The organism is Drouetiella sp. (assembly GCF_059504425.1).
Genome location: NZ_JCACIN010000022.1, coordinates 13783 through 34469, shown reverse-complemented (window position 1 = coordinate 34469; position 20687 = coordinate 13783). Strand labels below are relative to the sequence as shown.

17 protein-coding genes are annotated in these 20687 nt (G+C 49.6%); 3 read left to right on the top strand and 14 right to left on the bottom strand.

Annotation, left to right across the window (positions count from 1 at the left end; genetic code table 11):
• Nucleotide 1: 1 nt before the first annotated feature.
• From AC5JMP_RS04805 to AC5JMP_RS04785, 5 genes are all read right to left on the bottom strand, one after another.
• Nucleotides 2–598, bottom strand: a complete 597-nt coding sequence (locus AC5JMP_RS04805; RefSeq protein ID WP_495850298.1) for a chromophore lyase CpcT/CpeT — start codon at nt 596–598, stop codon at nt 2–4.
• 54 nt (nt 599–652) lie between these two features.
• Nucleotides 653–1798 carry a geranylgeranyl reductase family protein gene (locus AC5JMP_RS04800; RefSeq protein ID WP_495850297.1) on the bottom strand — a complete coding sequence of 382 codons (1146 nt, stop codon included), beginning with the start codon at nt 1796–1798 and terminating at the stop codon, nt 653–655.
• Nucleotides 1799–1864: 66 nt separating this feature from the next.
• Nucleotides 1865–2413: a ribosome recycling factor gene (gene frr / locus AC5JMP_RS04795; RefSeq protein ID WP_495850296.1), complete on the bottom strand. Its 549-nt coding sequence runs from the start codon at nt 2411–2413 to the stop codon at nt 1865–1867.
• On the bottom strand, nt 2400–3128 hold the full coding sequence (gene pyrH, locus AC5JMP_RS04790) for a UMP kinase (protein WP_495850295.1): 729 nt from the start codon (nt 3126–3128) through the stop codon (nt 2400–2402). Before pyrH ends, frr begins: the two co-directional genes overlap by 14 nt.
• Before the next feature lie 80 nt (nt 3129–3208).
• On the bottom strand, nt 3209–3751 hold the full coding sequence (locus tag AC5JMP_RS04785) for a thioredoxin family protein (RefSeq protein WP_495850294.1): 543 nt from the start codon (nt 3749–3751) through the stop codon (nt 3209–3211).
• A 134-nt stretch (nt 3752–3885) separates the two neighbouring features.
• Between AC5JMP_RS04785 and selD the strand changes: the two genes are divergently transcribed.
• Nucleotides 3886–6147 carry a selenide, water dikinase SelD gene (selD, locus tag AC5JMP_RS04780; protein ID WP_495850293.1) on the top strand — a complete coding sequence of 754 codons (2262 nt, stop codon included), beginning with the start codon at nt 3886–3888 and terminating at the stop codon, nt 6145–6147.
• Nucleotides 6148–6351: 204 nt separating this feature from the next.
• Entirely contained in the window at nt 6352–7443 is a 1092-nt protein-coding gene (locus AC5JMP_RS04775) for a glycosyltransferase family 2 protein (RefSeq protein WP_495850292.1), read from the top strand.
• Nucleotides 7444–7448: 5 nt separating this feature from the next.
• Here the strand turns inward: AC5JMP_RS04775 and AC5JMP_RS04770 are convergent, their stop codons facing one another.
• The 9 genes from AC5JMP_RS04770 to AC5JMP_RS04730 all read right to left on the bottom strand — a co-directional run bounded on the left by AC5JMP_RS04770 (nt 7449) and on the right by AC5JMP_RS04730 (nt 18656).
• The gene (locus AC5JMP_RS04770) at nt 7449–8930 is read right to left on the bottom strand and encodes a glycosyltransferase family 39 protein (protein ID WP_495850291.1); all 1482 of its coding nucleotides are present in this window, start codon (nt 8928–8930) and stop codon (nt 7449–7451) included.
• Nucleotides 8931–9228: 298 nt separating this feature from the next.
• Entirely contained in the window at nt 9229–10590 is a 1362-nt protein-coding gene (locus tag AC5JMP_RS04765; protein ID WP_495850290.1) for a protoporphyrinogen/coproporphyrinogen oxidase, read from the bottom strand.
• A 65-nt stretch (nt 10591–10655) separates the two neighbouring features.
• Nucleotides 10656–11657, bottom strand: coding sequence for a class I SAM-dependent methyltransferase (locus tag AC5JMP_RS04760; protein WP_495850289.1), 1002 nt, complete (start codon nt 11655–11657; stop codon nt 10656–10658).
• A gap of 91 nt (nt 11658–11748) precedes the next feature.
• A complete protein-coding gene (locus tag AC5JMP_RS04755) occupies nt 11749–12759 on the bottom strand; it encodes a polysaccharide deacetylase family protein (RefSeq protein WP_495850288.1) in 1011 nt (336 codons plus the stop codon).
• Between the two features lie 5 nt (nt 12760–12764).
• Nucleotides 12765–14129: an NAD(P)/FAD-dependent oxidoreductase gene (locus tag AC5JMP_RS04750; protein ID WP_495850287.1), complete on the bottom strand. Its 1365-nt coding sequence runs from the start codon at nt 14127–14129 to the stop codon at nt 12765–12767.
• A gap of 107 nt (nt 14130–14236) precedes the next feature.
• The gene (locus tag AC5JMP_RS04745) at nt 14237–14860 is read right to left on the bottom strand and encodes an acyltransferase (protein ID WP_495850286.1); all 624 of its coding nucleotides are present in this window, start codon (nt 14858–14860) and stop codon (nt 14237–14239) included.
• Entirely contained in the window at nt 14860–15909 is a 1050-nt protein-coding gene (locus AC5JMP_RS04740; protein ID WP_495850285.1) for a Gfo/Idh/MocA family protein, read from the bottom strand. Before AC5JMP_RS04740 ends, AC5JMP_RS04745 begins: the two co-directional genes overlap by 1 nt.
• Nucleotides 15910–16006: 97 nt before the next feature.
• Nucleotides 16007–17254, bottom strand: coding sequence for a DegT/DnrJ/EryC1/StrS family aminotransferase (locus AC5JMP_RS04735; protein ID WP_495850284.1), 1248 nt, complete (start codon nt 17252–17254; stop codon nt 16007–16009).
• A 139-nt stretch (nt 17255–17393) separates the two neighbouring features.
• On the bottom strand, nt 17394–18656 hold the full coding sequence (locus AC5JMP_RS04730; RefSeq protein ID WP_495850283.1) for a glycosyltransferase family 2 protein: 1263 nt from the start codon (nt 18654–18656) through the stop codon (nt 17394–17396).
• A 753-nt stretch (nt 18657–19409) separates the two neighbouring features.
• Here AC5JMP_RS04730 and AC5JMP_RS04725 point away from each other — a divergent pair.
• Complete coding sequence (locus tag AC5JMP_RS04725; protein WP_495850282.1) at nt 19410–20606, top strand: homocysteine biosynthesis protein; 1197 nt, start codon at nt 19410–19412, stop codon at nt 20604–20606.
• The last annotated feature ends 81 nt before the right edge of the window (nt 20607–20687 follow it).

Sequence of the window (20687 nt, the reverse complement as noted above, 5' to 3'; positions counted from 1 at the left end):
TCTAGCCCCTCACTTCATCGGCAAAGCTGGCTCGACGGATAAACTCAAACGCTCCTGCCACCGAACCCCACAGATGCTCATCGGTTTGTGGATCTCGACCGCGATCGAAGCTAGTGAAAGCCGTGTCGCTGACTTCAAATTCGTTATCTAGATAAGTCGTCTGTCCATTGCGCACCACAATACAAGCTTTACCTGGCTCTACACGCCCCTTGAAGCTGTGCCCTGTCCATTCCACAATCATGTCGCAGCCCGACATTTTTTCCAGACGATCGGCTGATAACATTGCCAACCGCTGAGGAGCTCGTGCCGCCCCATAAAACTCTTCCTCATTCTTGACGGTGTAGTTTTCAATCAGAATGGGGGCTTGATTCTCTTGCGTCACTAGCTTCAGCACCCGCAGCCGATAGGGCTGATTTAGCATATAGTCGTAGGCTTGCTCAAGGAACAGGCTGACCCCTGAGAGCAGTTCTATCGGCAAAGGACGCATACACACCCGAATATGGGCAAAGAAAGGCGGGTTTTCAAACGCCTGTTCCTGGTTGCTAAAGTCGGCTGCCATCCAGCGCGCCAGAGTGGTGATGTCGGTAGCGTGGGTCATGAAAGCGATCGAGGTTGAGGAGCAGTTTTATTATTTTACGAGAATACGGGATTGCTAACCGCCCATGCCAGGAATCAAACCTGTGCTGAGCCGCTTCAATGCCCGACCGGCTACATCGCCATAGCCCATCTGACCGACAAGAATCTGCCCCATTCTCGTGGGTGCTGAAGGGCGCTTTACCCCTACTTTGTAGCCAATGCCCGGAACGCTGTAAAACACTGCCGCGAGACGCTGTGCCCACACCATGTCATTCCCCCATTCTTTGATGATGACCTCGGTGTATTGCTCTAGGGCATTGGCATTGCCACCGATCGCCTGATCGATCGCTTCTGCCGCCTTCATGCCGCTGAAGATCGAGGGACGAATACCTTCTGCTGTCATAGGGTCAACGACGCAAGCCGCTTCTCCAGCCAGCAGGGCATTTTGTGTATGCAGGTTTTGATGACCGTCCCACAGACAGAGCGGATGTCCAAACTGTTTGGCAGACTTGAAATCAATGTTGAAGGAAGCCGCATACTCGGCAAGAATACCTTTAAAATCTTGCTGTCCGCCATTACCCCGAAAGGTGCCAATGCCGATCGAATAGCCATCGGCTTTAGGAAAATTCCAGATATAGCCGTTTTTCACCATGCCAAATTCAAAATGAACCTGGGTATCGGGGTTGCTGGCCGGAGCTTCTGCCTCCAAGGCTCCCGCCAGACGGCGTTTGCGATCCTTGAAGCCGAGCCATTTTGCCATCGAGCCTTTGGCTCCATCGGCAGCGATGAGATAGCGTCCTTCAACGGGCACAATCCCGGATTCGGTAACGGTATTGACCTGCCAGCGATCGCCCTTAAACTCAATTCCAGAGACTGTCGTGCTGTCTCGTAGCTCTGCCCCCTGCTTCTGGGCCTGCTGCACCAAAAAGTGGTCAAACACATCACGTCGCACCATCCAAATCGGATCGATGTCGTTGAGCGTCGCTTCTACCGGGTCGTCCATCTTCCAGGTGAAGCGTAGAGCATTGACCTTGAGCGAGATTGCCGGAGAAAAGTCGAAGTCAAACCACTGGGCAACCTGGGGTGAAACGCCACCTCCGCAGGGTTTGTAGCGCGGCAGAGACTCTTTCTCTAGGATTAAGACCGAGCGCCCTCGCTTTGCCAAATGGTAGGCAGCAGCGCCTCCTGCCGGTCCCGCTCCGACAACAATGCAGTCATACATAAGTCTAGAATTGCACTCCTGAGTACGCCAGTGTCTTGTTCAAAGTTCTTTTTGACCTCGATTCGTCTATAGGGTCATGATGTCGGTTTCTTTTTCCCCTAGAAGCTGGTCGATTTTGCTGACGTACTTGTCGGTGAGCTTCTGAATGCTGTCCTGCAAATCGCGAGCTTCGTCTTCAGAGACTTCGCTGTTTTTCTCCTGCTTGCGCACGGCATCCACCGCATCTCGGCGAACGCTGCGCACTGAGACTTTTCCTTCTTCGGCGTACTTAGCAGCCGTTTTGACCAGCTCTTTACGGCGATCGCTCGTCAGCGGCGGAATGTTGAGCCGAATCACAGAGCCGTCATTGCTGGGGGTCAGACCAATATCTGACAGCGAGATCGCTTTTTCAACAATGTTGAGCGAACCGCGATCGTAGGGTTGGATCAGCACCGTTGAAGAGTCAGGCGTGCTGATGTTCGCCAGCGACTTAAGGGCGGTTGGCGTGCCGTAGTATTCGACCTGCACCCGATCGAGCAGGGCGGCATTGGCGCGTCCGGTGCGGATGGTGTTGAAGTTGCGCTGAGTAGACTCAATCGCTTTCTGCATCTGACTTTCGACTTCAGATAATTTCACAGGATTCTCCCACAATTGTGCCAATTGATTCTCCCATGACAGCGCGGCGAATGTTACCTGGCACCGAAAGGTCAAAGACGATAATTGGAATATTGTTATCTTTACACAGAGCGATCGCCGTCGTGTCCATGACTTTCAAGTCTTGGGTGATGACGTGAGTATAAGTCAGGCTCTGGAAACGGCGGGCATCGGTATTTTTCTTAGGATCAGAGTCATAGACTCCATCCACCTTAGTTGCCTTAAACACCACTTCGGCATCAATTTCAGCAGCTCTGAGGGCAGCCGTGGTATCGGTCGTGAAAAACGGATTGCCAGAACCAGCACCAAAGATAACCACGCGCCCTTTCTCAAGATGGCGAATAGCACGGCGACGGATGTAGGGTTCTGCAACCTCCTGAATCTCGATCGCCGTCAGCAGGCGAGTGGGAATCTCGATTTGCTCCAAAGCGTCTTGGAGCGTCATTGCGTTCATTACCGTAGCGATCATGCCGATATAGTCGGCCGTTGCCCGATCCATTCCAGCTGCCGCACCCTTAACGCCGCGAAAGATGTTGCCGCCGCCCACGACGATCGCCACCTCAACCCCTTCCGCTACAATTTCCTTCAGCTCTAGAGCAATGCTTTGAACGATCGCCGGGTCGATTCCGTAGGACAGATCGCCCATCAAAGCTTCGCCGCTCAACTTCAGCAGAACGCGCTGGTATATTAGTCCCATGAACGGTTTTTCAGTTTTAAGGTGCTTCCACCCTAAGATAGCAGCAGAATTGTCTTCTGTAACCTCCGGAGCATCGGTTTTTACATACGCCATTTAACGGAACAGCCAACGGGAGGAGTTGAGCTGACAGGAATTTCCTGCTCTGCCAAGAGCTGTGCGATCGCTTCTCTTAAATAATGGGCATGAATATCCTGTGGATTTTGCGGATTATCATCAATGGCTCCTCGGTATCGAATGATGCTCGGGCGATCGAGTAAGTAAACTTCGGGCGTGCGCTCTGCGCCAAAGCTACGCATCACATCCTGCGTCAAATCGCGCAGATAGGGAAAATTGAGCTGATGCTCAGCAGCAAAAGCCTTCATGGCTTCAAAGCCTTCCTCTGGATAGCGCTGGTCGTCATTGCCGTTAATGGCGACCAGCGTAAACTCCTGATCCTGAAAATCTGCCTGAATTTGCTTGAGGCGATCGAGGTACAGCCGGACACAAGGAGAGCGGTTGCTCATCATCACCACGCCAACCGACCGAAACTTTTCCAAGTAGCGGGTTAGGTGATGAACTGAATGATCGGTTCCCGGCAGCTCAAAATCAGGTGCATAACGACCAATCGGTGTGCTGATGTCCATACTTGTCATCTTAGTTCGACCCGACTGCAACAGAACTCGACATCATTCTAGACTCAGCGGCTGCAAATGGAATTGGTAGAATCACAGCGCCAGCCATTTTCTGCTTGCGTTTTTTACTACCTAAAGGAACTAATATGCAGGGTGCCGAGCTGCCTATCACGCAAGATTTGGTGCTGATCGGGGGTGGACACAGCCACGCAATCGCCCTCAAAAAGTTTGGCATGAATCCCGTTCCAGGCGTAAAGCTGACGCTAATTACTGACGTGCTGCATACCCCTTATTCTGGAATGTTGCCGGGGTACGTGGCAGGTCTATACAGCTTTGAGGAGTGCCATATTGACTTGCGTCCCCTCAGCCAGTTTGCTCAAGTGCAGATGGTACGCGATCGCGCCATAGGTCTGGATTTAGAAAACAATCGCATCTTGCTGGCTAACCGTCCGCCGATCGCTTTTGACTGGCTCTCGATCGATGTTGGCAGCACGCCTGCCGTACTAGATATCCCCGGAGCCAAAGAATATGCCATTCCCGTCAAACCGATCTCGCAGTTTCTGCAATATTGGGATCGGCTAGTCGCAGAAATCGCCCAAAATCCTCAGCCCCTCTGTTTGGCGATTGTCGGAGGAGGCGCAGGCGGGGTCGAACTGGCGCTTTCTATTCAGGCAAGGCTTCAGCGAATTTACAAAGGCACACAGCAGCCAAGTAGCCATCTGGAGCTGCATTTATTTCATCGCGGCGATCGCCTCCTGCCCGAACGCAGTCCTTGGGTTGGGCATCGGGTTAAGCAAATTCTGACGGAACGAGGGGCGATCGTCCATCTGGGGCAGTCTGTCGCTTCTATTCAGTCTTCTGGCAAACAAAAAATCATCGGCTGTCAATCAGGATTAATGGTGAAGTGCGATCGCGTCTTTTGGGTGACGCGTGCTTCGGCAGCTCCTTGGCTTCGGCAGTCAGGCTTGTCTACCGATTCAGAAGGCTTTATCCAGGTTAATGACAAGCTGCAATCTCTCTCCCATCCTCAAGTTTTTGCGGCAGGTGATATTGCCACAATGGTGAACCATCCTCGCCCCAAGGCTGGAGTCTTCGCCGTGCGCCAGGGCAAGCCGTTGGTCAACAACTTGCGGCGATCGCTGCTCCATCAGCCCTTACAATCCTTCACGCCCCAAAGAGAGTTTCTAATTCTGCTGGGCACAGGCGATAAACGGGCGATCGCTTCCCGTGGCTCCTGGGGCTGGGGTGCTAATTCGCTGCTTTGGCGCTGGAAAGATCGAATCGATCGGCAATTTATGCAGCAGTTCACTGATTTGAAGCCAATGATGGCAGCCGATGATGACACTAAAAAATCTCAGGCGGCACCCATGCGCTGCGCAGGCTGTGGCTCCAAAATTGGCAGCTCTGTTCTGAGCAAAGTTCTGGATCGGGTTCGGCAGGAGCAGCCCGATAGGGACGATCGCCCAGACATTCTCGTAGGCTTAGACGCTCCAGATGATGCGGCGGTTATCTCTATTCCGACGGGGCAGGTCATGGTGCAAACGATCGATTATTTCCCGGCGCTGGTGGATGATCCGTTTCTGTTTGGGCAAATTTGCGCCAATCACTGCCTCAGCGACATTTTTGCCATGGGAGCAACGCCGCAAAGCGCACTGGCACTCGCCACTCTGCCTTTCGCCTCAGAATCTAAGCAAGAAGAACGGCTCTATCAACTGCTCTCAGGCGCGACTCAAGCACTGCATCAGGCAGGTGCGCCTCTGATTGGCGGACACACAACCGAAGGAGCCGATCTTGCCTTTGGGTTGACCTGTAACGGCATAGCGCACTTCGATCAGCTATGGCGCAAGAGCGGCATGAAGCCCGACCAGGCGATCGTCCTTACCAAAGCTCTAGGGACAGGGACGCTGTTTGCGGCACAGATGCGGCTCAAGGCAAAAGGCGACTGGATCGAGGAGGCGATCGCTTCCATGCTGCTCTCTAACCAGGCTGCCGCCCACTGCTTGCGGCAACATGGCGCAACGGCTTGTACCGACATCACGGGCTTTGGGCTGTTGGGACACCTGCTAGAAATGGTGCAGGCTTCTCAAGTCGCTGTCGAACTTGACCTTCAGGCGATTCCAGTTCTGACCGGAGCCAAAGAAAGCCTGCAACAAAACATCTTTAGCTCGCTCTATCCCCAGAACTTAGCTGCGGCTCGTCAAATTCACAATCTTGACCAAGTAATCAGCCATCCGCTCTATCCGCTGTTGTTCGATCCCCAAACTTCGGGAGGTCTGGCAGCGACTCTGCCTATGGAACAAGTCGAGTCTTGTCTAGCAGCGCTAAAGCGATCGGGGTATTACCAGAGTCGAGCGATCGGTCAAGTGGTGCATCGAACCGATCGCCGACCTCTCAATCTACTGTTCTAAATCTCAGCCCGATTCTTGCTCAACGCTATGGCTGTCGCCAGTTTGCTTAGGACATTTAGGGTGGGGCGCTTCGCGCCCCACCCTAAATGTCCCCGTCCTAACCGCCTTGGCGGTTGCTATATCTTCATCCAATCAATATTTTGATGTATTATTTAAGTCATAGAATATTATTAATTTTAAGTGTTTACACTCAAGTAGACTGCTATGAGACAGCCTTTCGTTAGCCTCATTATTGATAATTACAACTACGGTCGATTTTTGAAGCAGGCGATCGACTCCTGCCTCAATCAAAGCTATCCAAATGTTGAAGTGATTGTGGTTGACGACGGCTCAACTGACGACTCTCACGACATTATCCATAGCTATGGCGATCGCATCGTACCCGTCTTTAAGGCAAACGGCGGACAGGCTTCGGCATTCAACGCAGGATTTTTAGCCAGCCAGAGCGAGTTGATTGTCTTTGTCGATGCAGATGATTACTTGTCTCATGAGGCAGTAGAGCAAGTTGTTTCGGTTTGGAAGCCAGGTATTGCACAGGTGCAGTATCGTCTGGAGTTAGTCGATGAAGCAGGACAGTTTATTGATCTGTTTCCCACGGCGAAGACGAAGTTTGATAGCGGTGACGTATATCCAATTCTCCTGGCAAGAGGGCGGCAACAAACTACCGTGACTAGCGGCAATGCTTTGAGTCGGGAGGCATTGAGTCAAATCATGCCCATCCCCGAAGCTGAATTTCGCATTTCTGCGGATGGATACCTGATGACGCTGATTCCTTTTTACGGCAAAGTTGCTTCGATCGAGCAGCCTCTAGGAGCCTATCGCATTCACGGCAATAGCTGGTGGACCCGTACAAAAGGCACCAATCAGGCTGAGAAATTTCGCAAGTCGATCGCCCATGATTTTCACCGATACGATTTTTTACGCGCCAGGGCGAACGAGTTGAGCTACGCGATCGCTCCCGACTTAGGGTTTCGAGACTACAACCATCTCACCGCTCGGATTGCGTCTCTTCGGATGGAACCCGATCAGCATCCTGTTGCTTCTGATTCATTAACAGACCTAGGACTCAAAGGCTGGCGATCGGTTTTGAGGTATGCAAATGTGGGCTGGAAAAGAAAGCTAGTTTTAAGCGGCTGGTTCCTATGGGTAGGCTTTATGCCTCGCTATCTGGGCACCTTGGCAGTCAGTTGGCTGATGGTTCCTAGCTCTCGCCCTGCCGGAGTCGATCGTCTGTTTAAGCAAGTGCGATCGCTGTCCACCTTCTCGATGAAACCCCTTCCCAAAAAAGCTGCGTAAAAACATTATTCGCCTTGAAGCAAGCTAGGAAAATTGCGCTTTTGACTCAGAGACTTAACGTTAGAGCCAAAAAAATTCTGACTGTTCTCAACAGAGTAGTATTGAGCCACAAAGTCATCTAGCACTTGGCGACTGGGCGCGTAGTAGGTAGAGTCAGGCGAGGATGAGCCATTTGGGTCAGTCTCTTCAGTGGTTACTAGCCAGATCGAACGGTAGTCTCCCGGCGTACGTGACAGAGCAGCCAAAACATCTTGCTGATTCTGTAAGACGAGATCGCGCCAGCTAAAAGCTTTAAAGTCTTCTGGCTTGGGCAATGCCATCAGACGATTAACACCCTTATAGTAATGCTCAAGAGTCATCGCATCTTCTGGATTAAAGACTAAGATAGGTTGGTTAGGCTGCTCGTGAGCCATAAGATATTCCGCTACTCGAATGTAATCCCCTCCCTTTGCCAAAGGTGAATACTGAGCACCTAGGGAAATCAAGTAAAGGAAGATTAGCGTTGAGCAAAATATAGGTAAAGCTCTTTTTCTGCTAGCGTATTTGACCAGCGATAAGGCAGAAAATAGAACGAGTAGAGTAGGGAAAAATTGAATGCTCGTGTGCCTGAAGCTAATGGTGTCTGTTGCAAAAAATACACAGAAATAAAGCGAGAAAAGCGCGATCGCCAATAGCCAAACTGCCAGATGATTCTTGTTGATCGATCGATAGTTTTTAACAATAGAAGCAATCAATCCAGCAAAAATCACTAATCGAGTAACTCTCCAAAAACTCAAGCTAGATTCAGTGAGTGTAGCAGGAACGATATATCGTAAGAGGCCAGAGAAAGAGCCTTTCAGAGCATCAATTAGCGGAGCGGAACGTTCACCCTCAATTGGATTATCAGATAGAACTCCCATTTGCTGAATGACGATAATAGCCATGGGCAAAAATAAAGCGCCAGCAATCACCATATCAAGCAGGTAGCAGCGCAATGCACGAGTGCGTTTTAATCCCAGCAAGACAAAACCGTTTGCAATTAGTAGAAATGCTAAAAAATAGTGCGTATAAATAGAGATTATAGCGATCGCCACGTAGAGTTTTCTGGCTAGGGGACGATGCTGATCACTAAGATATCCATCGAAGAATAGAATGAGCAATAAAGCTGCAAATAGAGTAGAAAGAGCATATAACCTAATTTCTACCGCTGCTGCAATAGTGTAGGGACTAAACGCCACGATCGCAGCCAACCAGTTGGGATTTAGCTCTTCAAAAAATCGTTTAGAGATTAGCGCAGACAAATAAATAGTTAGGGCAATACAAATAATCGATAGAAGCCTAGCAAAAAATATGGATTCATTGACGTTACGCCACAGCGTTAGCAAGACAAAATAAGGAGGCGATTGTTCTTCAAAATAGATTGCCTGCGTAATTGCATATCCAATGTCTTTACTAGAAGTATTTAATGAATAGGCTTCATCGACCCAAATATTAAGGCTTGCTGCCAAAGGGACTGTTACACAGAGATTGAGAACAATCAAAAATAAATTAGTGAGCCGCCAATTATTCTGTAAACTTTCCCAGAATGGGAGCTTTCGCCAATCCGAATAAAAATTTTGCAATACTTTCATTTTAATCAGCAACTCTAGTCATTGCATTTCTAAGTTTTCCCGAATTTAATCTAATAATTAACATTGACCTAGTAATACTGTCAAAGCAACACAATATCTGAAGGATAATTCCCTCAGATATTATGCTGCTCAATCAGGCATATTCGATGCTAATTAATCAGGAAAACTAATGCTGCTAGTGCTGGAGTGCCCCTACAATGCCGCGAACCTTCTTCAAGGTCTGCCAGTAAATATCCTCCATCAGAATATGATCGAACTCGCCGTTGCGCCCAATGCTATACAGCCCCTCAACCCCTGTAGAACGCTCAAACTTCTGGCGCTCTGCCTCATACTCGTTCAGAAAAACAGGATAGGCGATCGGAGTTCGTAACACTCGACATCCTAAATATCTTTGATTTGCATCAGGAACGATCGGCTTGAGATGCTCAAGGCAATACTGACCCAGCCGTTCTTCTTCCATCTGCCAAATTTCGTCCCCAACATTGCATCCAATATCAACGGTGATTAATGTTTTGTCTGATGGAGCCAGCCAAGGCATTGAGAGCGGCGTTTCAGTCAAGCGAAAGAAAGGAAACTCGTTCTCAGGTGTCCAAAGGACGGTATCCGGCAAAAGTCCGCGTCCTTGAAACCGCATGTTGACAAACACCATCGGACGAAAGCGAAAGCGCGAAAGCGGCTGCAAAACATTTGTGCCTTTTACGAGCTTAGGCAAAATGTTACAAGGCGCAGTGCTAATCACTGCCGACACCGCCTGTTCACGCCCCTTGACACGGATTGCTTGTACTCGTCCAGAATCTACTAGAATTTCCTCTACAGGAGACTCTAGCTGAATAGCATTCTCCAACTCATCGGCGAGTTTCTGGCACAGTAGCCCTAGCCCCCCATCTGGGTAGACATGCCAAACGGAAGGATTTTCAGGCATCTCATGGCTATAGCCACAGGCAACCGCACGTCCCGTTAAACGGCTAGCAAGCTTGAGCGAAAGCGTCTGCCCAATGCTGTTTTGCAGCTTGTTTCCAACGGATGCCGACAAATCAGAAGCCGCTGCACCCGACCAAGCTTCTAACAGAGGTAGAGCGACCTCGTCCGCAAGTTCTCTGCCATAGCTAGCCCGAAACCACTCCGCAGCAGAGCTATTTTTGCGCTTCTCATCGACAGGCTGAATGCGGCTAGCCAGACCGCCTGCCAAAAATCGAGGCACCTGCAAAAGTCCGAAAGGATAGCTATAGGTACGTCCCCGCAATAACACTGTCTCGCCATAATATTTGACAGTCCGGCAATGTGCCCCAATGCCAGTCGCGGCGGCTAAGCGATTGGTAAGAAAGTGTGCGCCAAAGTCGTAGGTGAAGCCATCTTGGTCATGAAAGCTTGTAGCCAGACCCGCAATTTTCTGACCTGCCTCATAGAGAACAACCGGAACGTTCTGTCTGCGGAGAAAGTATGCGGCAGTAAGACCTGCTAATCCTGCACCGACGATCGCCACAGGTTTTCTAGAGTCAAATTCTATAGTCTCGGATTCTCTGATATCACTTTGCATGATTACACCTCGTTAACAGTTTTTGACACAGTACTTTCGACGCGTGATCTCAACCCGTATTTTGATCACAAGGGTCTTCGCAGCGTTGCCCGTATCAGTGCCCCTCTGCCCATCCACTGATGGAGCATATCGAACAGGGTGAAAATCCCCAGAGAAAAGGTGGAGTTGAGACTAAAGCGCTCGACAAGCCATTTGGGAGCCTGCCAATCCACCAGCGTGTTGCGAATAGAGTAAACCCAATTCACAGGGCTAACTACTGTAGTCAGCGTATCCACCTCCATCAGCGTTTTTTGAGCCAAGGCGCGAATGGTATTGGGATTGAAAAGATTCCAGTGTCTGGGAAAGTGATACCCGCCCCAATGCCGGGTTTTGAAAAGCTGGAAGTCAAGAGTATCAGTGTTATCTGTCACGATGATGACTTTACCGCCCGGTTTGAGGAGCGATCGCACCGTTGTCAATACAGCAGATGGGTCATCCACATGCTCAATGGTGGCAATCATAAACGCCAAGTCATAGCTGGCTTGCGGTAGAACAAAATCTTCGACAAGATCTTGCACAATGCCGTGATGGATTTTGAGTCCTTTTCGAGTGCCTGCCTCGACTGCGCGATCGCTGGGATCAACGCCTTCAAGCTGCCAGCTCGGCTGACCAAACTTTTTGAGTAGATTCAGGTGAAATCCGTCACCACAGCCGACATCAATAATTCGAGCATCTTTTCCCAGCCCCTTGCAGCAAGACAGAAGGCGACGAGCTTCTAGTTTTTGCCGAACTTGATAAACAAACCCATACCGCTCCGCAGAAAACTCGAAGGCGTGATAGTCCGGCGGATAAATGCGGGATAGATCTTGCATCGCAGGGCGTGGGTTCGTGTAAATTAACCCACAGTTGCGACAACGCACCGCTAAGAATGTATCTGGGCTGGTACGATACTCGAAATCCTCTCCCACTCCCACTGGCTCAACATCATTTAAATCGCAGATGCAGCAATTCACAGAGACGAGAGAGAGCGGTGCATTTGCGCCCGCACGGCAGGGTGCGCCAAGCTTAGTTATGGGTTGTTTAACCATTCGAATTTCCTTCTAAATCCTAAAACTAGAGAACGCCGAGAACCACTGCGCTTAAGTACAAAGAATTAAGCTAGAACTTAAATTAGAAGCCTTAGACTTGCGAATGGACACTAAACTCTGCGCTTAAAGGATTCACTTTCGGTTCAACGAGCGGCAGATTGTAGGTACTAGAAACGAGTTCAGCATGTTGTCCTACAGGAACCACCGTGAACTGATTGGAGAGCATCTTGAGAGCTTTACCGAGAACCGCTAGCTTTTTAGTGTGGGATAAGCTCATGCCAGGAAAAAACGCCAGCTCCGGCACATCTTCAGCTCCTAGAAAATCCAGAGGATGAAGCAGCAACGAGGGCGGTGTTTTCGTCAGTTTACAGAGCCAAAGTGCAAATCGGAAATACAGCAGCGCTGCGGTGGACGAAAACACGCTAATGAATAGCACATAGCTAAAATGAATAGGAACTTTGAAGATCGGCATCGTCGTAACGGGAATTTCCGTTAGCTGGTCAGACTTTAGGCTCCAGCGATAGGGCTTGAGGGGCTGAAAGCCTTCTTTAAAACCGCCGAATAGCGCCTTCCGCTTTTCTCGCTCTTCGGGGGTAAGATTGCTGGTCATGAAGTAGTAAGCCCGTGCTAGCGGTCCCAAATAGGTAGGAAACGTAGAGGCATCATATTTGTAGCCGCGCTTTGCCAGCACTCGCAGGACAGAGGATGAAAAGCTGTATCCGGGACCTCGGAATCCGACGGGATGCTGTCCGGTGACTCGCTTCAGATGACCCTCTGCCCTCGCGATCTCCTGCTCAATTTCCTCCTCGCTATAGAGGTGCAGCCAGGACTCATGATGGAAAGAGTGATTGCCGATTTCGTGACCTGCTGCCGATATAGAGGCGATCGCTTCCTGATTTTTTTCCAAAGCTGCATCCTGACCGACAATGAAGAAGGTAATGGTCAGATTGAGGTCTTTCAAAAAGTCCAAGGCGCGGGGAATGACGACATTTAAGTAGGAGGGAAACTCCTCCCAACCTGGATCGCCATGAATTTTCATATACGACCACTGATTGTCTAGATCGAGAGAAAGACTGGCGATCGGTTTTTTCTTAAACTTCATGAGGTTTAGCGGGTAGATACGGCAAGGGAAGACTTGGATAAGGTCAGCAGTTCGGCAGCAGCACTCTCGGCAAGCTGCACCGTTTCGTTGACGTTCAGCGTACCGTTGAGAATATGCGCTGAGTTAATAATGTGAACGCCTGGAATGGAGGTGTGCATCGGCGGCAAATGCTCAGAATAGTTGAGCGTAGAAATCGCCAGCACATATTTCACCCGCGAAACTTTGAAGCTGAGGACATCACTACGATCGAAGTGAGAATACATCCGTTCGAGGGCGCTGACAAACTTTTCCTGTAGTTCTGAGTCAGACAGCGAGAATGCTGGATCGTCTGGGGCAATATATTTAGGTAAATAAACCAGAGTATTGCCGTGAAAATAGTCGGGTTCCACCAGAGTGGTCATCTCAATCACTCCGGTAAACGGCACCCAGGTATCGGTGATATTGGTAACGTAGTAGGGCGAGAGCGGCTGTTTGAGCAGGAGCGAAGCGCAGATGATGCCTTGGTACTGAATATTTTTGAGGCGATCGCGTTCTTCTGAATCAAGCTGCGGACAGACTTGGGCGGCAATTGGGGCGGCGGTCGTGAGGATGACGCGATCGAAGCTTTCCCAGCCTGCCGTTTGAAGTTTGACCTGCCCCTCCGCAGATTGCACCTGCTGGACAACAGCCCCCAGTCGAATCTCGACTCCTTCCTCAGTCAGAACTTCCGCAAAGCGTTCCAATAGCCGCGCGTAGCCACCCGGCAGATAGCCAAACATTTCTTTCTTCAATCCCGTCCGTCTAGCCGCATAGAGGCGAGCGATGATTGCCCAAATAAACGCGGCTGAGGCTTTCTTGTAATTCTCACCCAGCTTTGCTCGCAGCAACGGCAGCCAAAACTTTTGAAAAGTATGCTTACCCGACCAGCGGCTGAGCCAATCCACTACCGAGATTTTTTCGAGTTGCTTCCAGTCTCTGATTTTGGAGGCGTAAAGGATGGTAAACCCCAGCCGAATTTTGTCAATCAGACCCAGCGGCGGGAAGCGAAGAAATTCGATCGCGTTAGAAACTGAATATAAGTTGCCATCCATATAGCAACCCGTCTTAGTTTCCACCCACTGCATATCTTGCTCTAGCCTCAGCTCTTTCAGCAAGTTGCGTAGGCAGAGATCAGACAGCAAGGTGACATGGTAGTGGCGATCCCAGGTGATATCCCCCAGCATCCAGGCGCTTGCCAACCCGCCTAGCTCTGGAGAGGCTTCGAATAACGTCACCTGTTTCCCGGCTTGGGCAAGACGATGAGCCAAGGTCATGCCCAGAATGCCGCCCCCGACGATCGCATAACGTTCTTCACCCTGTGCCGACGATGAGCGAGATGATGAAATAACCATAGGTTTGTGAGACGCACAAGTTAAACAAGAGCTGGACAAGAACTGGACAAGAACTGGACAAGACCAGAAAGAGCGAAGCAGAGACGCGATCGCGCCTCTGCTTCAAGCTAAATCGGAGGCGTAAGCTCAATCACTTCGCGGTTTTTGACGGCATACTTCAAGTCGCAGGCAGGACAGGCTATCTGCTCCTCAAACGTCTCAACCTCAGGGAACCGCATCAGCAATTGCCCACAGCGGCAGACACAACCGATCGACTTAGCCGGATGCCCGATCGCCAAGTGAAAGTCAGGGACAGATTTGGTGATTAGCGAACCCATGCCTACCATGGCAAATCGACCGATGGACAAGTCGTTGCCGATCGTGCAGCCTGCGCCAATGGTTGCGCCTTCCCGTACTAGAGTCGGTAAGGTATGCTCGTCTGGGTCAGAAGGGCGGAGTTGCTTAAGATCGACGGTCGTAGCTCTGGGAAAGCGATCGTTGGTAAAGATCGTCCCGGCGCTAATCATCACCCCATCTTCGATCGTCACAGCATTGCAGACATAGACGAAAGCATTAATCTTGACTCGATCGCCGATCGCTACGCCGTAAGCGATATAAGTCTTCTCGCCAATGATGCACTGTTCGCCAATGCGGGCAGAGTGACGAATGTGAACGCTATCCCAAACCGATGTACCTGACCCGATCGCCACATTATCCTCGACGATTGCCGTGGGGTGAATGCGGGCGTTCACTAGGCTTTCCCTCCCACAGCCATCTTGGTTGTAGACTGAGCACCGTTTTGAGCTAGGGCGATCGGTACCCAGTTATTTTGTTTGAGGGCAGCATATGCTGCCTCAATGACCTCAACTGAAGCCACGCCGTCCTCAGCAGTAATCACCAGCGATTCCTGGTTGCGGATGGCTTTAGCAAAGTTGTCGATTTGGCTACGGAAAGACTGCACCTTGTTATAGCCATTGCCAAAGACAATCCAGTCCTGACTGGTTGCCTGACGATATTTGGACTCCTTCCAGCCCACCGAAATCGTCCCCTGAGAGCCGTAGATGCGGATGTAATAATCCAGCTCTTTGTTGATGCTCCAAGACAAATCGATATTGCCGACAACGCCGCTCATACTCTTGACAAAGATACGCACCGTATCTTCAACCGATAGCCCTTGAATTCGCCTGCCCTCTACGACCTGAACTTCAGCGATCGGCCCCAAAAAGTAGCGCATGATGTCTACGGAGTGTGTGCCGTTGTCAATTAGCACACCGCCACCGCTGATGGCAGCATTGGAGTTCCAGCGCGTAGACATATCGACGCGAGCCGTGAAGGCGTTCTCAAACAAAACGATATCGCCCAAGATCCCAGATGCCACAATGCTCTTTGCTTTCACTACATCTTCAGCAAAGCGGAACTTAGAAGCCATGGTCAAAATCACCCCATGCTCATCGGCAGCCGCCTTCATTTCTCTGGCGCTTTTTGCCGTGATGCTCATTGGCTTCTCGCAAAGAACGTGAATCTTTCGCTCTAGCAAATGAACACAGATCTCAGGATGGGTGGAAGGCGGTGTACAAACAATCACAGCATCCAGTTGAGCGCCCTCTAACATGCTCTGATAGGAATCAAAGCTTTGGCATTTAGCTTTTTCTGCCATGGCTTTTGCCGCTTCAGTTCGGACATCAGCAACGGCTACAAGTTGGGCAGTGGTGGAAGTTTCAAAGGCTTGGGCATAGGCTTGGGCAATGCCACCTGCGCCGATCAGCCCAAATCTAACTTTTGAATTAGCGTAATCTGACATGACGATTTTCCTAAAAACTGAGGATGGATGAATTAGGGAACCACGACTTGGCAGCAGAATTTGAAAGAAGTTTTTTGCGAGAGAAACTCTATTGAAGCTAAGCCTGAAGCTGAGCGATCGCCCCCTTAATGGCATCCGCAATATAGTCAATATGCTCGTCGGTGTAAGCCTCATTCCAGGGCAGTACCAAGACTTTTTCTAAGCCTTCAAAGGTACCAGGAAAGAGGGCAGGCGAGTAGTCCACAGCTTCGGGCTGTGCCAGAGTAAAGGGGAAGCGGGAATTGCCAAAGGTGCGCTGTTTTTCAAAGATTTCGCATTGGAAAGCGGGCTTTTGAATATAGCGAGGCGCAGAGAAGATGCCTTTCTCTTCTTTCAGCTTCTTCGCTAGACCCACGGCTCCATCTTTGATAACGCTGCCATCCACTCGTAGGCAGTATTTCCAATAGACATGCACGTTATTTGAATCAATGTGTGGAGTCTCAATGCCAGGAATATCTTGCAGCTTTTCTGTTAGCTTCACAGCAGCTATCCAACGTCGTTCCACCACGCCTTCCAGTTTGCCTAACTGAGCTAGCGCCACTGCACCCGTTAGTTCATTCATGCGATAGTTCAGCGCAATGAAGTAGTGATCGGGCTTAGGATCGCCATAGCCAAAAGCTTTGTTAATGTACAAGAAAAGCCGACGTGCCAGCGCATCATCGTTCGTAGCCACAATGCCGCCTTCGCCTGTGGTAATATGCTTGCCCTGCTGAAGACTAAAACAACCGATCGCCCCGATCGCTCCCACATACTGATCGCCATGTCTTGCCAGAAACGCCTGAGCCGTATCTTCAATCACCGGAATGTTCCGTGAGTTGGCAAGCGCCATAATCTCTGTCATATTACAGGGATTACCAAATAGATGCGTAACAATGATGGCTTTTGTGCGCTCTGTGATACATTTAGCGATCGTTTCTGCGGTCACGTTCCAAGTGCACGGATCAACATCTGCAAATCGCGGAATTGCACCCTGATAGAGGATAGGGGTCAGGGCACCCATATCGGTAATGGATGTAGTGATAATTTCGTCACCCGGTTCAGGGTCAATAGCGGCGATTGCTGTGTGTACCGCAGCAGAACCGGAAGTGCAGGCATAGGCATATTTCACGCCCAGCAGGTCAGCAAACTTTTGCTCCAGCGCTTTGACAAAAGTGCCTTTGGTACTGGTCAGAGTACCGCTACGGATTGCTTCAGTGACAAGGGCAATTTCTTCTGCGCCTAGAGTCCGCCCTGAAGTATCCTGATCAGATGGCAATTTCAGCAGGGCTTGAGAAACTGCTTGAGCAGCGGAAAGGGTGTTGACCATGCGTTTATTTCTCCTGATTAGATGAGTTAGATAGTGATTACAATGAGTTGAATACTCAACAAGTGACCTAGCTCAAGCGTTTTAATGAAAACTGAGAGCTATTTTTTCCCAACAGTGAGAAAAGTTGAAAGGAGGCTGTCTATCTATCTAGCTTTTGTTCTGACCGTGAAGCTTTGTAGACAGCACTACCCAGATAAAAAACCTCTTCAAAATACCGTTTACTTTGCATAGACAGTATGCCCAAGCTAAAGAGTTGGATAGCGAGCATCAGAAACATACCGCCTAAGATAAAGGTATGAGGAGCCTGTTGAAAGGCAGCTGCAACGGCTTCAGTGGGATCAACAACAGGTTGAATCATCTGTTGATAGTTTGTCCAAACATGAACGAATGCCCAAAACCCAGAGAAGGCGGCGAGTAAAAAAAATAGAAAGCTGGGAATAATAAAAAACATCACGGGTCTAAAAACAAACCCAAAGTAAAAAACATCCCAGGTATGACGCAAAATTTTCATACTCGACTTGCGTCTGTTTGCCTTGGGACGATCTTGGCTTACCTGCCGACTTACCTGTTGAGTTCTCCAGTTCAAATGAGCAGGAATTTCCTCAATCTTGGCTCCCAAGACTAGACCCTTGTGGATTACTTCAGGATTGATCTCCATGCCATAAGACTTGAGGTTGAGACTGCGAACAAAACTCGTCCGATAGGCACGCACCATGCCAGTTAATGTTGAAACATTTCGGCGAGCCGCAGTTGAGAGGAAGCGATTAGCCCAGACACTCAGCGCTAAACGAAGCCAGGGTACATTAGAGACTTGACCCCCTGTCATGTAGGGGGAAGTCAAGACAACGTCTGCTCCACCCTCCGTTATTTTCGCCAAGAGCATTGCAATGTGCTCAGGGGCATAGCTTAGGTCAATATCTAATGTGACGATGAATTCTCCTTGAGCCTGTTCAAAGCCCGTTCTTAAGGCTTGCCCTAAGCCAGAATTCACCAAGTGATGAATGACTCGGACATTGGCATGGCTTTGGGCAAAGCTATCGGCAATTTCACCTGTATTATCTTTACTGCCGTCATTGACCAGAATTATTTCCCAGCGATATTCATGCAGATGCTCTAGGTACTGATAGAGAATTCCTAGATTTCGTTCAAGAATTGCGGCCTCATTATACGCTGGGGCAACCACAGAAATGAACGATCGCCTGTCAATCTGCTCTGTCGAACCAGGCTGATATAAATCAGGTTGATGTAGCGGCGCGGTCATCAATCTGACTTCTTCATCAAATCCCTGATTTTTAAGTCCCTGTTTTCTGGGAACCTGAGCGTCCGCGCCCCCATTTGGCTCTCCACCAAGTGGGGACTGCCCCGCCCACTGACCCGACCATTGAGTAGAATCTGAAACCATTTCACAAACCTCGTTTTGGGAAGTACCTGACTGCTGACGCCTGACGATTTCAGCTGAGAAAACATCTTCTAACCCACAAAATTCTTTCTTGCAGCCAAGTCACCAGTAGAGAGAAGCCCTGAATCAAAACCTCGATCGCATCGCTCTGTGCCTGACCCACTAGACATGTCAATCAAACAGCTAACGTTCAGCGGCTAAGTATATGCCTCAAAAACTATCAATCATCTAGTGATTATTTATACTTAAAGACTAAAAAGTATCCATCAGTAATTCTGAGGACTTTACCGAATCGTTATGGAACATAAAGACTCGACTGCACATTTATTAAAGATCAAACAAACTTCTGAATTTCTGTAAATATACTATACCAATAGAGTTTGACTAATTATGAATCTTATAGTAGTCAATGGAAATTTTAAGCATAGTTCACGCAAATTTCATATAAATTCAGCCTAATTTACGAGAAATACATCCGGATTCATAGGAGAAACAGCGAGTCCTCTTTTCTGCTGGGCTCATTTTTCTGCGATCGTTCAGTACATCTTCCAAGGATATGAGTATGAGTTCTATCGAGCTTCATCTTTGGTCTATCCGTAGTATCTTCACTAAAAGCTAATTTTTTTGACATGTTACCTGAGCGCGATTCCGTTAGGATTTTGTACGGCTCACAAACCTTTGCAGGCTTGAGGCACATCTCACTACAATTAGCAGGACAGTTCGCAAACCAGAAACGAAGCCGAGCCTAATTGCCCCATGCGATCGATCGCCGAAATTAACGACAAAATTCAGCGCAAAAAAGCTGTGGTTTGGACAGTTGAAGAACTGAAGGCTAAAGTGCAGGACATTGGCGTGACTCAGGCGGCAAAGCAGGTGGATGTGATTACCACAGGAACCTTTGAGCCAATGGAGTCTTCGGGAGCCATTCTCAATATTGGACATACCGATCCACCGATCAAGATTCGTCAGTGCTGGCTTGATGGCGTTCCGGCATATTCAGGGTTTGGAGCCGTTGATCTCTATTTAGGAGCAACTCAGACGGTAGACTATGGGGGCGTTGGCGATAACGATGGACAAGACCTGCGCGATCGGGGAGGTGGGCACGTAATTGCTGACTTGATTGCCGGAAAACCCGTGCATCTGCGGGCGATCGGTCAAGTTACCGACTGCTATCCTCGCGCCTCGTTTGAGACGACTATCAGCCGCAACACGATTAATCAGTTCTATTTGTTTAACCCTCGCAATCTTCACCAGAATTTTATAGTGGGCGTGAATGGAGGCGATCGACCCATCTACACCTACCTGGGTTCGCTACAGCCGCAGCTCGGCAATGCGGTTTACTCCAATCCGGGGGCCATTTCGCCTCTGATGAACGATCCCGATCTTCAGCTAGTTGGCATTGGTACAAAAATATTTCTAGGGGGCGGCGTCGGCTACGTTGCTTGGGAAGGGACCCAGCACTTCCCAATGCAAAAGCGTTTACCAAACCACACGCCGATCGGTCCGGCAGCAACTTTGGCGCTGATTGGCGATGCTAAACAAATGCAGTCTCGCTGGGTGCGCGGCTGCTATTTCAAAAGCTACGGGTCTTCTCTAATGCTAGGGGTAGGCGTACCCTTTCCAGTTTTGCAAGAGGAGGTCGTGGTCCATTGTGCCGTGCAGGATCAAGACCTAGTGGCTCCTGTCATGGATTTTTCAATTCCGCGCCGGGTGCGTCCCACTTTTGGCTTGGTTAGCTATGCTCAGCTTAAGTCGGGCAAGATTGCGATCGATGGTAAAGCAGTACGGGTGGCTCCTCTCGCCAGTATTTATTTGTCACGGCAGGTGGCGCAAGAGCTAAAACAGTGGATTGAGGCAGGACAATTTACCCTAACGGAACCTGTGGCAGCGATTCCCATGGATCGATTGCTTGTGGCGCAGGATCGATGGGGCACTCAGATTAGTTTGGAGTAGCAGCTTGCCGAGATCAAACCTGATCCTCTTTCAGATAGTATGAAGGAATGCCTAAATAGCGATCGGGTTTTCGGTCAAGTC

Coding starts and splice junctions, on each gene's coding strand:
- selD (WP_495850293.1), top strand. CDS start 3,886: ATGCAGGGTGCCGAGCTGCCTATCACGCAAGATTTGGTGCTGATCGGG.
- pyrH (WP_495850295.1), bottom strand. CDS start 3,128: ATGGGACTAATATACCAGCGCGTTCTGCTGAAGTTGAGCGGCGAAGCT.
- AC5JMP_RS04740 (WP_495850285.1), bottom strand. CDS start 15,909: ATGTCAGATTACGCTAATTCAAAAGTTAGATTTGGGCTGATCGGCGCA.
- AC5JMP_RS04750 (WP_495850287.1), bottom strand. CDS start 14,129: ATGGTTATTTCATCATCTCGCTCATCGTCGGCACAGGGTGAAGAACGT.
- AC5JMP_RS04765 (WP_495850290.1), bottom strand. CDS start 10,590: ATGCAAAGTGATATCAGAGAATCCGAGACTATAGAATTTGACTCTAGA.
- AC5JMP_RS04775 (WP_495850292.1), top strand. CDS start 6,352: ATGAGACAGCCTTTCGTTAGCCTCATTATTGATAATTACAACTACGGT.
- AC5JMP_RS04805 (WP_495850298.1), bottom strand. CDS start 598: ATGACCCACGCTACCGACATCACCACTCTGGCGCGCTGGATGGCAGCC.
- AC5JMP_RS04755 (WP_495850288.1), bottom strand. CDS start 12,759: ATGAAGTTTAAGAAAAAACCGATCGCCAGTCTTTCTCTCGATCTAGAC.
- AC5JMP_RS04760 (WP_495850289.1), bottom strand. CDS start 11,657: ATGGTTAAACAACCCATAACTAAGCTTGGCGCACCCTGCCGTGCGGGC.
- AC5JMP_RS04735 (WP_495850284.1), bottom strand. CDS start 17,254: ATGGTCAACACCCTTTCCGCTGCTCAAGCAGTTTCTCAAGCCCTGCTG.
- AC5JMP_RS04785 (WP_495850294.1), bottom strand. CDS start 3,751: ATGGACATCAGCACACCGATTGGTCGTTATGCACCTGATTTTGAGCTG.
- AC5JMP_RS04730 (WP_495850283.1), bottom strand. CDS start 18,656: ATGGTTTCAGATTCTACTCAATGGTCGGGTCAGTGGGCGGGGCAGTCC.
- AC5JMP_RS04800 (WP_495850297.1), bottom strand. CDS start 1,798: ATGTATGACTGCATTGTTGTCGGAGCGGGACCGGCAGGAGGCGCTGCT.
- AC5JMP_RS04725 (WP_495850282.1), top strand. CDS start 19,410: ATGCGATCGATCGCCGAAATTAACGACAAAATTCAGCGCAAAAAAGCT.